Source organism: Kitasatospora sp. NPDC008050, from assembly GCF_042957465.1.
GTDB lineage: Bacteria > Actinomycetota > Actinomycetes > Streptomycetales > Streptomycetaceae > Kitasatospora.
Map to the genome: position 1 here is coordinate 71,482 of NZ_JBIBIJ010000010.1, position 11,291 is coordinate 82,772.

Annotated in this window: 15 protein-coding genes; 5 read left to right on the forward strand and 10 right to left on the reverse strand. The window is 72.6% G+C overall.

Annotation, left to right across the window (positions count from 1 at the left end; translation table 11 throughout):
- Positions 1–76: 76 nt before the first annotated feature.
- The 4 genes from nhaA (at position 77) to ACFZB9_RS20815 (ending at position 3,552) form a co-directional block, all read left to right on the forward strand.
- Positions 77–1,435 carry a Na+/H+ antiporter NhaA gene (nhaA, locus tag ACFZB9_RS20800; protein ID WP_391449147.1) on the forward strand — a complete coding sequence of 453 codons (1,359 nt, stop codon included), beginning with the start codon at positions 77–79 and terminating at the stop codon, positions 1,433–1,435.
- Positions 1,436–1,587: 152 nt separating this feature from the next.
- Positions 1,588–2,055 (forward strand): phage holin family protein, encoded by a 468-nt coding sequence (locus ACFZB9_RS20805; RefSeq protein ID WP_391449148.1) that lies wholly within the window; start codon positions 1,588–1,590, stop codon positions 2,053–2,055.
- A 300-nt stretch (positions 2,056–2,355) separates the two neighbouring features.
- On the forward strand, positions 2,356–3,240 hold the full coding sequence (locus ACFZB9_RS20810; RefSeq protein WP_391449150.1) for an alpha/beta fold hydrolase: 885 nt from the start codon (positions 2,356–2,358) through the stop codon (positions 3,238–3,240).
- Between the two features lie 99 nt (positions 3,241–3,339).
- Positions 3,340–3,552, forward strand: a complete 213-nt coding sequence (locus ACFZB9_RS20815; RefSeq protein WP_391449152.1) for a hypothetical protein — start codon at positions 3,340–3,342, stop codon at positions 3,550–3,552.
- Positions 3,553–3,618: 66 nt separating this feature from the next.
- On the opposite strand, the gene ACFZB9_RS20820 is transcribed toward ACFZB9_RS20815, so the two are convergent.
- From ACFZB9_RS20820 to ACFZB9_RS20840, 5 genes are all read right to left on the reverse strand, one after another.
- Complete coding sequence (locus tag ACFZB9_RS20820) at positions 3,619–4,320, reverse strand: metal-dependent hydrolase (protein ID WP_391449154.1); 702 nt, start codon at positions 4,318–4,320, stop codon at positions 3,619–3,621.
- Between the two features lie 225 nt (positions 4,321–4,545).
- Positions 4,546–5,733: a MarP family serine protease gene (locus ACFZB9_RS20825; RefSeq protein WP_391449156.1), complete on the reverse strand. Its 1,188-nt coding sequence runs from the start codon at positions 5,731–5,733 to the stop codon at positions 4,546–4,548.
- A 55-nt stretch (positions 5,734–5,788) separates the two neighbouring features.
- Positions 5,789–6,457, reverse strand: a complete 669-nt coding sequence (locus tag ACFZB9_RS20830; protein WP_391449158.1) for an NUDIX hydrolase — start codon at positions 6,455–6,457, stop codon at positions 5,789–5,791.
- Positions 6,454–7,371, reverse strand: a complete 918-nt coding sequence (gene nth, locus ACFZB9_RS20835; RefSeq protein WP_391449160.1) for an endonuclease III — start codon at positions 7,369–7,371, stop codon at positions 6,454–6,456. The genes ACFZB9_RS20830 and nth overlap by 4 nt, the downstream gene beginning before the upstream one ends.
- 64 nt (positions 7,372–7,435) lie before the next feature.
- Positions 7,436–7,564 carry a hypothetical protein gene (locus ACFZB9_RS20840; RefSeq protein ID WP_391449162.1) on the reverse strand — a complete coding sequence of 43 codons (129 nt, stop codon included), beginning with the start codon at positions 7,562–7,564 and terminating at the stop codon, positions 7,436–7,438.
- Positions 7,565–7,787: 223 nt separating this feature from the next.
- Here ACFZB9_RS20840 and ACFZB9_RS20845 point away from each other — a divergent pair, with 223 nt between their 5' ends.
- Positions 7,788–8,462: a Crp/Fnr family transcriptional regulator gene (locus ACFZB9_RS20845; protein ID WP_030240972.1), complete on the forward strand. Its 675-nt coding sequence runs from the start codon at positions 7,788–7,790 to the stop codon at positions 8,460–8,462.
- A gap of 64 nt (positions 8,463–8,526) precedes the next feature.
- On the opposite strand, the gene ACFZB9_RS20850 is transcribed toward ACFZB9_RS20845, so the two are convergent.
- The 5 genes from ACFZB9_RS20850 to ACFZB9_RS20870 all read right to left on the reverse strand — a co-directional run bounded on the left by ACFZB9_RS20850 (position 8,527) and on the right by ACFZB9_RS20870 (position 11,192).
- The gene (locus ACFZB9_RS20850) at positions 8,527–9,348 is read right to left on the reverse strand and encodes an MBL fold metallo-hydrolase (RefSeq protein ID WP_391449164.1); all 822 of its coding nucleotides are present in this window, start codon (positions 9,346–9,348) and stop codon (positions 8,527–8,529) included.
- Between the two features lie 29 nt (positions 9,349–9,377).
- Entirely contained in the window at positions 9,378–9,581 is a 204-nt protein-coding gene (locus ACFZB9_RS20855) for a hypothetical protein (RefSeq protein WP_391449166.1), read from the reverse strand.
- The gene (locus ACFZB9_RS20860) at positions 9,568–10,476 is read right to left on the reverse strand and encodes an NUDIX hydrolase (protein ID WP_391449168.1); all 909 of its coding nucleotides are present in this window, start codon (positions 10,474–10,476) and stop codon (positions 9,568–9,570) included. Before ACFZB9_RS20860 ends, ACFZB9_RS20855 begins: the two co-directional genes overlap by 14 nt.
- Before the next feature lie 93 nt (positions 10,477–10,569).
- Positions 10,570–11,034: a RidA family protein gene (locus ACFZB9_RS20865; RefSeq protein WP_391449169.1), complete on the reverse strand. Its 465-nt coding sequence runs from the start codon at positions 11,032–11,034 to the stop codon at positions 10,570–10,572.
- Entirely contained in the window at positions 11,034–11,192 is a 159-nt protein-coding gene (locus tag ACFZB9_RS20870) for a DUF4177 domain-containing protein (RefSeq protein WP_100889483.1), read from the reverse strand. Before ACFZB9_RS20870 ends, ACFZB9_RS20865 begins: the two co-directional genes overlap by 1 nt.
- Positions 11,193–11,291: the final 99 nt, after the last annotated feature.

Here is an 11,291-nt window from a genome sequence, read left to right on the forward strand (position 1 = left end):
TCGCAACAAGATGCGGCGACAGCACTCCAAGGCGCGCCGGGAAGTCTGGTCGGCACCACACCACCGGTGTATCCGCATGCCCGTCCGCGCCCAGGAGGTCGTCCCCGTGGCCAGCCCGCCGTCCCAGCGCCGCCAGTTCCTCGGCCTGCTCCCGCTGCCCGAGCGCCGCTACCTGACCGAGGCGCTGCGGACCGAGACCGTCGGCGGCGTCCTGCTGCTGATCGCCGCGATCGTGGCCCTCGTCTGGGCCAACGGCTGGCCCCACGCGTACGAGAGCGTGCTGCACCACACCATCGGCCCCTCGACCCCGCTGCACCTCGACCTCTCGCTGGAGGCCTGGGCCAAGGACGGGCTGCTGACCATCTTCTTCTTCGTCGCGGGGATCGAGCTCAAGCGCGAGTTCGTCGCCGGCGAGTTGCGCACCCCGAGCGCCGCGGCACTGCCGGTGGTGGCCGCGGTCTGCGGGGTGGCGCTGCCCGCGATCGTCTTCGCCCTGGCCAACAGCGGCGGTGGCGGCCACCCGGGCGGCTGGGCGATCCCGACCGCCACCGACATCGCCTTCGCACTGGGCGTGCTCGCGGTGGTCAGCAGTCACCTGCCCTCCGCGCTACGGGCGTTCCTGCTGACCCTGGCCGTCGTGGACGACCTGATCGCGATCCTGATCATCGCGATCTTCTACAGCTCCGGCATCAAGTTCTGGGCGCTCGGCCTCGCCCTGGCCGGCCTGGTGCTCTTCTGGTACCTGCACCGGCACGGCGTCCACGGCTGGTACCTGTTCGTCCCGCTCGCCTTCGTCATCTGGGCGCTGATGCACGAGAGCGGGGTGCACGCGACGGTGGCCGGCGTGGCGATGGGCCTGATCCTGCGCTGCCACCGGGAGGGCGACGAGGAGCACTCCCCCGGTGAGCACATCGAGCATCTGGTCCGGCCGCTCTCGGCGGGCCTGGCGGTCCCGGTCTTCGCGCTCTTCGCCGCCGGCGTGACGATCTCACCCAGTGCGATCCGGGACGTCTTCACCCAGGCGATGCCGATGGGGATCGTGCTCGGGCTGCTGCTCGGCAAGACCGTCGGAATCTTCGGCGGCACCTGGTTGGCCGCCAGATTCACCCGGGCCGAGCTGAATCCGCAGCTCAGCTGGGCCGACCTGTTCGCGGTGTCCACCCTGGCGGGGATCGGCTTCACCGTCTCACTGCTGATCAGCGAGCTGGCGTTCCCCGACGATCCGGCGCTGGCCGACCGCGCGAAGGCCGCGGTGCTGATCGGATCGCTGCTCTGCGCCATGGTGGCCACCGTCCTGCTCAAGCTGCGCAACCGGCACTACCGCCGGCTGTGCGAGGAGGAGGACCTGGACAGCGACGGCGACGGGATCCCGGACGTCTACCAGCGCGAGGACCCCGCCTGGCCAGGTCACCGGCCGGCCGAGGGCCGAGCATGATGGGATGGGCCCGTGAGCACGGCGGAGTCCGGCCCCCGGGGACTGCGGGTGGGTGACACACCGTCCGGCACGGATGGCCCGAAGTGGTGCCTGACTGGCCGGTAGGGGCATGATTCTGAGCTGTCCGGAATCTCAGCAGAGGAGAAGACCAGATGTCCGCAGGAACCGCAGGTCCGTCCGGCAGCTCCCGGGCGCCCTACGAGGGCGAGCGCTCCGTCGGGCAGCTGTTCGCCGCGGCCACGGCCGACCTGTCGTCCCTGGTCCACGACGAGATCGCGCTCGCCAAGGCCGAGATCCGGGCGGACGTCAAGCGTGGTGTGGCGGGCAGCGTCTCGGTCGTCGTGGCGGGTGTGGTCGCGCTGGCCTCGATCCCGATGTTCAGCTTCGCCGCGGCCTACCTGCTGAAGTACTGGGGGCTGCCGCTGGGCGCCGCCTTCGCGGTGGTCGGTGTCGCGTTCCTGCTGGTGGCGGCGATCCTCGGCGGACTGGCCTGGAGGTCGTTCAAGAAGATCGAGCCGCCGCGGCGCACCATCGAGGGCGCCCAGGCGACCGCCGACGTGCTGAGGAACGCCCGCCCGCGCCCCGCCACCCCCGAGGAGCGGGCAGCCCTGGAGCGCTGAGCCCGGACGCCGACGCGAGAGCGGGCAGTTGTAGCCCATCCGAGTGCCGGGGCCGTGTTCCCGGCCGGGATGTGAAACGCTCTCGGTATGCCGCTCGACCAGACGCCCGTTCCGCCCGTCCCCACCGGACCGCACATGGGTTCGATGCCCACGGAGCCTGCGGGGCCCACCGGGCCCGCGGGCTCCCAGCAGTCCGGTTCCGCCGCGGCGGGTCTGCCTGAGTCCGTGTCAGGCGCGGTCGCGCACCCCCTGTCCGGCGCCTCGCCGGTGGGTGGGCGAGTGGCGGGCTGGAACGTACGGATGGCCGGGCCGTGGACCCACCGGGATCTGGCCGCGAACGGCGCCCGGTTCCACATCACCGAACAAGGTGAGGGGCCGCTGGTCCTGCTGGTGCACGGCTGGCCGCAGTACTGGTGGACCTGGCGGCACCAGATGGCCGCGCTGGCCGCGGCCGGCTTCCGGGCGGTCGCGCTGGACCTGCGCGGCATGGGCGGCAGCGACCGGACCCCGCGCGGCTACGACCCCACCAACCTCGCGCTCGACATCACCGGCGTGATCCGCTCGCTGGGCGAGCACAGCGCCCACCTGGTCGGCCACGACACCGGGGGCTCGCTCTCCTGGGTCGCCGCCGTGATGCGGCCCTCGGTGATCCAGAGCCTGACCGTGCTCTCCGCCGCCCACCCCCGCCACCTGCGCCGGGCGCTGCTCAAGGACCGCCACCAGATGGCGGCCTACGACCACGTGCTGGGGTTCCAGCGGCCCTGGATACCGGAGCGTCGGCTGGTGGCCGACGACGCCGCGCAGGTCGCCGAGTTCCTGACCGCGTGGACCGGGCCGAACCAGTTGGACGCCGAGGCCGTGGAGAACTACCGCAAGGCGATCCAGATCCCCAGCACCGCGCACTGCTCGATCGAGCCGTACCGGTGGCTGGTCCGTTCGATGGCCCGGCCGGACGGCATCCAGTTCGCCCGGCGCATGAAGAAGCCGGTGACCGCGCCGACCCTGCACATCCAGGGCGCCGCCGACCCGGTGCTGCTCGCCCGCACCGCGCTCGGCGCCGGTGAGTACGTGTCGGCGCCCTATCGCTGGCGGCTGCTGCCGGGGGTGGGCCACTTCCCGCACGAAGAGGTGCCGCAGGAGGTCAGCGCCGAGCTCCTCGGCTGGGTCAGCGAGCACAAGCGCTGACGATCTCCAATGTGACCAAATGTTCCTATGACACGGGCATAGGCCAGTTCGTCCAAAGGAAGGTGGTTACCTCCACGGACGTCCGGGCATCCATCCTGCATGACCTGGATGCCCGATCGCGCCGCCGCACCTCGCGGACGACGTGTCAGCCGCAGCGCTCAGAACACCTCGTACACGAACGCCGCCCCGCACCAGAACGACTGGGCGCACGAGTCGGAGCACCCGGACAACGAGCCACACCCGCTGGGCATCCCACGCATCCTCGGCCGGCGCGCCCGCTGGGTCGGCGCCCGGCTGCGCCGCGAGGCCTGAGCCGCTGACAGCCCGGGCCCGGACGACAGCCCGGGCCCGGACGGTGGGTCAGCCGAGGGCGGCGGATCAGCCGAGGACGGTCGGCTCCAGCGCCGTGAACCACAGCAGGGCGAAGGTCGCGACCGTCATGATCGGGACCAGGACCTTGGTCTCCATGTCGTTGCCGCTGCGCTTGATCAGCACGATCTCGTAGCGCTGCTTGTGCGGCCACAGCCACGGCGCACCCATCTTGGTGAGGCTGTCGCCCAGCAGGTGGGCCAGCGTGCCGAGGGCGACCGCGTACGGCAGCCAGCCCGGCGCGTCCGGCATCCACTTGTCCATCGCGGCGGTACCGAGCACCGACAGGCCGATGACGCTCAGCCAGGTCGTGTGCCCCTCGCCGGGCACGTGGATCCGCAGCGCCTTGACCGCGAGGGCCAGCAGGAAGAACGTGAGGCCGAGGGTGAAGGGGCGGCCCAGGTAGGTGACCCCGGCCCAGGTGCCGGCACCCATCAGGGCCACGAAGAGCAGCGAGTGAGTGGCGTGCCGGTGACCGCCCGAGATCCACGCCACGAACCGGCAGAGCGCCTTGGAGAACGGACCGAGGAAGTTGGCGATCGTCCCGTCGTGGTGGTCCAGGTCGGGCAGCAGGGCCGCGCCCGCGCAGAGCACGGTGCCCAGCAGGATGTCGGCCGGCTTCAGATGGGTGTGCAACAACAGCGGTGGCAGAAATGGCACGGAGGCCGCGTACACCATCGCACCGCTGACCGCGTGCGAGTGACCCATCATGGCCGAAACTCCTTCATGTCGCCGGCTCCCGCCGGACTGGCCCCGCACCAGCCAAGTTGAGCCGAACGGGTGAGCGCGGCCGACGCTACCAGGAGGAACTGACGCCCCGACGGATCCTGGCCGCCAGGAGTCCGGCGAGGTCGGCACGGCCGGGCCGGAAGACGAGCAGACGCGGCGTCAGCCGGAGCCGACGCCGCGTCAGGAGATGAGCGGGCGACAGGGTCGTCAGAGCGCGCAGCCCTGGGTGTCCACCCCGGTGCTGTCGGTGGCGCCGGCCGTGGCGTCCGGCTTCACCTCGGCCGCGGTCAGGACGTAGCCGGTGTCGGAACTGTCCAGGGACTTGGCGAAGACCACGCCGTAGACCTCACCGTCCGGGGTGAGCAGCGGACCGCCGCTGTTGCCCTGCCGCACCAGCGACCGGATCGAGTAGACGTCCCGGACCACCTGGCCGCGGTGGTAGATGTCCGGACCGTTCGCCTGGATCCGGCCCCGGATGCGGGCCGGCTGCACATCGAACGGACCGTTCTCGGGGAAGCCGGCCACGATCGCGCTGTCGTTGGTCTTCGCCTCGTTGGCGAAGGCGAGCGGCGGGGCGTTGAGCTTGGGCACGTCGAGGATCGCGATGTCGCGCTGCCAGTCGTAGCGGACCACCGTGGCGTCGTAGAGCTGGCCGGTGCCGCCGATCTGCACGGTCGGCTCGTCCACGCCGCCCACCACATGCGCGTTGGTCATCACCCGGTGCGGGGCGAAGACGAATCCGCTGCCCTCCAGGGTCTTGCCGCAGGAGATGGCGGTGCCCACCACCTTGACCAGGCTCTGCCGGGCCCTGAGCAGCGCGGGACTGCCGGCCAGCGCCGGGTCGGGCGGCTGCACGTCGGTGATCGGCTCGTGCTCGAAGGGGTTGAAGACCTGGGGGAACCCGTTCTGCGACAGCACCTTGCTGAAGTCCGAGAACCAGTTCGGCGCGTCGTCGGGCAGGGCGTCCTGCACGCTGCCCAGCACCTTGGAACTGCGGACCTGCTTGGAGATGTTCGGCATCGAGGTGCCCGCCAGTGCCGAGCCGATCAGCCAGGCGACCAGCAGCATCGACAGCACGTTCACCACCGAGCCGCCAAGTGCGTCCAGCACCTTGACCGGGCCGCGTTCCCCGATCCGGCCGCGCACCTTCCAGCCCAGGTGGGTGGTGGCCGCCTGGCCCACCGCCGCGAAGACGATGACCACCACCACCGCGACCACCGAAGCGGTGGTGCCGGGGCTCAGGTGGCTGAGCACCAGGGGCAGCAGTTGCACCGCGATCAGGCCGCCGCCGAGGAAGCCCAGTACCGAGAGGATGCCCACCACGAAGCCCTGCCGGTACCCGGACACGGCGAAGCCGATCGCGGCGGCGAGCAGCAGCAGATCGAGCACGTTCATCTCGACACCCTCCCATGGATGTCAGACCGCACGGCAGCGGGCCCGGCCACCAGCCTCACGGCATGGTGATCGGACGCGAACTGTCCCAGGGCAGCTCGAGTCCGCTGTGGTGCAACACCCGATCGATGACACCGGCCGTGAACCCCCACACCACGTGCCCGGCCACCGCGAACGCCGGGCCGGTGAAGCCCGAGGGGTGCCGGTAGCGGCCCCGGTTGGCGGGGTCGGCGAGGTCGTCCAGCGGAACCCGGAAGACCGCGCCCGTCTCGCCCGGGTCCACCGGGGCCACCGGGCTCTCCCGGTGCCACCAGCCGAGCACCGGCGTCACCACGAAGTCGCTGACCGGGATGTAGAGAGCGGGCAGCGTCGCGAAGACCTGCACCCCGCTCGGGTCCAGCCCGGTCTCCTCCCGCGCCTCGCGCAGCGCGGCGGCCACCGGGCCCGAGCCCTGGGGATCGCCGTCCACCTCGTCCAGCGCGCCGCCGGGGAAGGAGACCTGGCCGGCGTGCGCGCGCAGCGCCTGGGACCGCTCGGTCAGCAGCAGGTCGGGGCCCCGCTCGCCCTCGCCGAAGAGCAGCAGCACCGCCGAGTGCCGACCGCCCTCGGCGGGCGGCAGAAAGCGGCTGAGCTGCTCGGGCCTGACCGTCTCGGCCGCCGTGCGGACCGGCAGCAGCCAGTCGGGCAGGCCGTCGCGGACGATCGCCGTCGGCGCGCTGCTCGTCACGCGGTCACCCCGTGCTCGCCTTCGCCCTCGGCGGCGGTCACGGCCGGCGCCGAGGCCCGCGCCGGCTGCCCGGGGTAGCCGGCCGGCGGGCGCAGGCGTTGGCCCGGTTCTCCGCCCAGTTCGTACTTCAGCAGGCCGGCCGCCTTCTCCGGATCGATCTCGCCCACCCCGTAGGAGGGGCAGAGCGCCGCGATCGGGCAGGCCCCGCAGGCCGGCTTGCGGGAGTGGCAGATCCGTCGTCCGTGGAAGACCACCCGGTGCGAGAGCATCGTCCACTCCGACTTCGGGAAGATCTCCGCGACGGCCGCCTCGACCGCCACCGGGTCCTCCTCGGCGGTCCAGCCGAACCGCCGGGCGAGCCGCCCGAAGTGGGTGTCCACGGTGATGCCCGGCACACCGTAGGCGTTGCCCAGCACCACGTTGGCGGTCTTCCGGCCGACCCCCGGCAGGGTGACCATCTGCTCCAGGGTCCGCGGCACCTCGCCACCGAAGTTGTCGCGCAGCGCGATGGAGAGCCCGATCAGCGACTTGGCCTTGTTCCGGAAGAAGCCGGTCGGCCGGATGATCTCCTCCAGCTCCTCCGGCACCGCCGCCGCCAGCGCCTCGGGCGTCGGGTAGGTCGCGAAGAGCGCCGGCGTGGTCTGGTTCACCCGCAGATCGGTGGTCTGCGCCGACAGCACGGTGGCGACCAGCAGCTCGAAGGGGGACTCGAAGTCGAGCTCCGGATGGGCGTAGGGGTACAGCTCGGCCAGTGCCCGGTTGATCTTCCGGGCGCGGCGCACCATCGCCAGGTGTGATTCGGGCTTCCTGGGCTTGCCCGGCTTCGCGGGGGCAGGCGCCGCCGGCCCCGCCGTCTTTCGAGCCGTCTTCCCCGCCGGCGCGGCCGCAGCCTTCCGGACCTTGCTCTCTGCCATGCACGCAGGCTACGCCGGTTGGCCCAGCTCCCGTGGCCCTTTGCGCGGCGGGCCGGGTCGAGCGTCACGTCGTCCAGGTCGGGGCCCACGGGGTCCGGTCCGCGCCCGGTCCAAGGTCGGCGGGAAGCGCGTCGGCGGCCTGCCGCACCACCCGGCCGACCAGGCCGTCCAGCAGGGCCTGCTGGTTGCGCACGACTATGGATCGTGGCGCCGAAATCCCGGTGACCGATCGGTAACCCATGCGTACGGATGGCCGTGTACCGGACTCCACAGCGCCCCCCTCCTCATATGATCGGAGCGACATACGCCATGCTTGGTGATGAAGACCACTGTTTCTCCATCGCCGATGTGTGGAGGAACACCAGCACGCGAGCCGTCCGTGGGCCCACCGCGGGCGGCTGACAAGGAGGAAGCACGTGGACGATGTTCTGCGGCGCGCCGCGCTCTTCGCGGCGCTCGACGACGAACAGGCCGGCGAGCTGCGCGCTTCCATGACCGAGGTGACCCTCGCCCGTGGCGAGTCGCTCTTCCACGAGGGCGACCCCGGCGACCGGCTCTACGTGGTCGCCGAGGGCAAGGTGAAGCTGCACCGCGCCTCACCGGACGGCCGCGAGAACATGCTCGCGGTGCTCGGCCCCAGCGAGATGATCGGCGAGCTCTCGCTCTTCGACCCGGGCCCGCGCACCGCCACCGCCAGCGCACTGACCGAGGTCAAGCTGCTCGGCCTGGGCCACGGTGACCTGCAGCCCTGGCTGCACGCGCGCCCCGAGGTCTCCATCGCGCTGCTGCGCGCGATCGCCCGCCGACTGCGGCGGACCAACGACGTGATGAGCGACCTGGTCTTCTCGGACGTGCCGGGCCGGGTGGCCAAGGCGCTGCTCGACCTCTCGCGCCGCTTCGGCGTGCAGTCCGAGGAGGGCATCCACGTCGCTCACGACCTGACCCAGGAGGAGCTGGCCCAGCTGGTCGGCGCCTCCCGGGAGACCGTGAACAAGGCACTGGCCGACTTCGCCGGGCGCGGCTGGCTCAAGCTGGAGGCCCGCGCGGTGGTCCTGATGGACGTCGAGCGCCTCTCCCGCCGCTCGCGCTGACCCGCAGTTACGCTCGCGCCGCCCGATCTCCTCGACCGGGCGGCGCGAGCGTGTCGCGGGCCGGTCAGATCAGCCCGTGGTCCTCCAGGTAGCGCAACTGGGCCCGGACCGAGAGTTCGGCGGCCGGCCAGAGCGCCCGGTCCACGTCGGCGTAGACCCGGGCCACCACCTGCTCGGCCGTGCGGCAGCCGTTCTCCACCGCCGTCTCCACCTGGGCCAGCCGGGCCGCCCGGTGGGCCAGGTAGTACTCGACCGTGCCGAGCGCGTCGGCCAGCACCGGCCCGTGCCCCGGCAGCACCGTGTGCACGCCGCTCTGCACGGCCAGCGCCCGCAGCCGGCGCAGCGAGTCGAGGTAGTCGCCGAGCAGCCCGTCGGGGTGGGCGACCATCGTGGTCCCCCGGCCCAGCACGGTGTCCCCGGTGAGGATCGCGCCGTCCGCCGGGAGGTGGAAGGTGAGCGAGTCGGCCGTGTGGCCGGGGGTGGGCACCACCCGCAGCTCCAGCCCGCCGACCTCCACCACCTGGCCGCCGTGCAGCCCCTCCTCGCCGAGGCGCAGCGCCGGGTCCAGGGCCCGCACGGCCGTGCCGGTCAGCTCGGCGAACCGGGCGGCCCCCTCGGCGTGGTCGTGGTGGCCGTGGGTGAGCAGGGTGAGCGCGATCCGCTTGCCCCGGCGCTCGGCCTCGGCGATCACCGCGCGCAGGTGGCCCTCGTCCAGCGGCCCGGGGTCGATCACCACGGCGAGCTCGGAGTCGGGCTCGGCGAGCAGCCAGGTGTTGGTGCCGTCCAGGGTCATCGGGGACGGGTTGGGGGCGAGCACGCAGAACGCGCGCTCGGTGGCGGCCCCGCCGACGGTGGCGGCGGGATCACCAGGGAGCAGACCGGTCACGGGGATGTCCTCGCAAAGGTGTGGGTGAGTCAGGTCCCGTCGGGCAGCCGGCCGCTCCCGGCGGCGCCGGCCAACGCCCTCGCCGGCAGGGCGCGCACCAGCGCACGCTTGGTGAGGTCGGCCGGCGGCCGCGCTCCGTCGCAGGCCAGCGAGCGGGTCAGCGGCCGCCGTGCCGTGGTGCTCGGGGCGGAGTGCCGGTCGGCGAGCAGGCGAGCCACGTCATTGTGGATCATCGGCTGGGGGTCCTTCCTCGGGGTAGTCGCCATCGATGGTCAGCTCTTCATACCCCGACCATCGAATGGTCATACGATCACCCATTACCTCGGCCTGGCCTAGTACCGGGGTGAGGATTCGCCGGTCGGCCGCCTCCAGCGCCTGGGCCGCCGTGCCGTACGGCTGCAGCTCGCGCAGGACCGAGACGGTCGGCGGGAGCATCCCGTAGCGGCCCTCGGCGTAGCCCTGGACGGCCTCGGTGGGGCTCAGCCAAGCCACCCGGTCCGCCTCGCCGACCTCGCGCGCGGCACGCTGACCGGGCGGCAGCGCGGCCACGAAGAACCAGGTGTCGTAGCGCCGCTCCTCGAAGGCGGGGGTGATCCAGCGGGCCCAGCCGCCCAGCAGGTCACTGCGCAGCACCAGCGCGTGCGCGCGGCAGAACTCGGCGAAGGAGATCTCGTGCGCCTCCAGTGCGGCCCGCTCGGCGCTCCAGTCGCGCTCGGGCGCCATGGTGTGCGCGTCGGGCCCGGCCAGCAGCACGCCGGCCTCCTCGAAGGTCTCGCGGACCGCCGCGCAGACCACCGCCTGCGCCGTGGCCCGGTCGACCCCGAGCCGTGCGGCCCACTCCTGCGGGCTGGGTCCGGCCCAGGCCGGCGCCTGCTCGGCGTCGCGCGGGTCCACCCCGCCGCCCGGGTAGGCGCACATCCCGGCCGCGAACGCCATCGAGGTGCGCCGTCGCAGCAGGTAGGCCTGCGGCCGCCCGGCGCTCTCGCCGTCGCGCAGCAGCACCACGGTCGCGGCTGCCCTGGGGGCCACCGGGGTCAGCCGGCCGGCCGCCAGCGCCCGGATCCGGGCGGGCCAGCCGGGCGGCATGGGGTGAGCGGCCGCGGGCGGGCCGGAAAGATTCGCTGCCATGCCCGGATGCTATGCACCCGGGCACGGCGCTGAGAAGGCCCGCACGCCGCGGCCCGGGTGTCGGGTACGGACCCCGGGCGGCGGCGCCGGGGATCAGGAACGGACCCGGACCTGGATCTCGACCTCGACCGGCGCGTCCAGCGGCAGCACCGCGACGCCCACCGCGCTGCGCGCGTGGACGCCGGCCGCGCCGAGCGCCTGGCCGAGCAGCTCGCTGGCGCCGTTGATCACGCCGGGCTGGCCGGTGAAGTCAGGGGCGGAGGCCACGAAGCCGACCACCTTGACCACCTGCTCGATCTTGTCCAGGTCACCGATCACCGACTTCACGGCGGCCAGCGCGTTGAGCGCGCAGATCTGGGCGAGCGCCTTGGCCTGCTCGGCGGTCACCTCGGCGCCGACCTTGCCGGTGTGCTGCAGCTTGCCCTGCACCATCGGCAGCTGGCCGGAGGTCAGCACGTACTCGCCCGAGCGCACCGCCGGGACGTACGCGGCGACCGGGGCGGCCACCTCCGGGAGGGTCAGGCCGAGTTCGGCCAGCCTGCTCTCGACCGTGCCCATCAGTTCTTCTCCCGCTTGAGGTAGGCCACCAGCTGCTCGGGGTTGTTCGGCCCGGGCACCACCTGGACCAGCTCCCAGCCGTCCTCGCCCCAGGTGTCCAGGATCTGCTTGGTCGCGTGCACGAGCAGCGGCACCGTTACGTATTCCCACTTGGTCATGGGGCTGACTCTAGACCGTCCGCGCACGCCGCTCTCCGATGTGAGGTGGGACACAATGCGGGCCGTGAGGGCGGTCGGCACCCGGATGGTCCCGGCATC